The organism is Pseudomonas yangonensis (assembly GCF_009932725.1).
Taxonomy (GTDB): Bacteria; Pseudomonadota; Gammaproteobacteria; order Pseudomonadales; family Pseudomonadaceae; genus Aquipseudomonas; species Aquipseudomonas yangonensis.
This window is the reverse complement of record NZ_BLJU01000035.1, coordinates 1-932: the sequence shown is the minus strand read 5'-3', so window position 1 is coordinate 932 and position 932 is coordinate 1. Positions and strand designations below refer to the sequence as shown.

Genomic DNA, 932 nt, shown 5'->3' with positions numbered 1-932 from the left:
GCGCACGTTGACTGCCCGGGCCACGCCGACTACGTGAAGAACATGATCACCGGTGCTGCCCAGATGGACGGCGCGATCCTGGTCTGCTCGGCTGCCGACGGCCCCATGCCGCAAACCCGTGAGCACATCCTGCTGTCCCGTCAGGTTGGCGTTCCGTACATCGTTGTCTTCCTGAACAAGGCTGACATGGTTGACGACGCCGAGCTGCTGGAGCTGGTCGAGATGGAAGTTCGCGACCTGCTGAGCACCTACGATTTCCCGGGTGACGACACTCCGATCATCATCGGCTCCGCGCTGATGGCGCTGAACGGCGAAGATACCAACGAGCTGGGCACTTCCGCTGTGAAGAAGCTGGTTGAGACTCTGGACAGCTACATTCCTGAGCCGGTTCGTGCCATCGATCGTCCGTTCCTGATGCCGATCGAAGACGTGTTCTCGATCTCCGGCCGCGGTACTGTTGTGACCGGTCGTGTAGAGCGCGGTATCGTCAAGATCCAGGAAGAAATCGAAATCGTTGGTCTGCGTCCGACCACCAAGACCACCTGCACCGGCGTTGAGATGTTCCGCAAGCTGCTGGACGAAGGTCGTGCTGGTGAGAACTGCGGCGTGCTGCTGCGCGGCACCAAGCGTGATGAAGTCGAGCGTGGTCAGGTTCTGGCCAAGCCGGGCACCATCAAGCCGCACACCAAGTTTGAAGCTGAAGTGTACGTTCTGTCCAAGGAAGAAGGTGGTCGTCACACCCCGTTCTTCAAGGGCTACCGTCCGCAGTTCTACTTCCGTACCACTGACGTGACCGGTTCGTGCGAACTGCCGGAAGGCGTTGAGATGGTAATGCCGGGCGACAACATCAAGATGGTTGTCACCCTGATCAAGCCGATCGCCATGGAAGACGGCCTGCGCTTCGCGATCCGCGAAGGTGGTCGTACCGTTGG

1 protein-coding gene is annotated in these 932 nt (G+C 59.8%); it reads left to right on the top strand.

The annotated features are described in order from the left end of the window. On the top strand, window positions 1–932 hold a 932-nt coding region (gene tuf / locus GYB81_RS22905), incomplete at both ends, for an elongation factor Tu (RefSeq protein ID WP_161897960.1).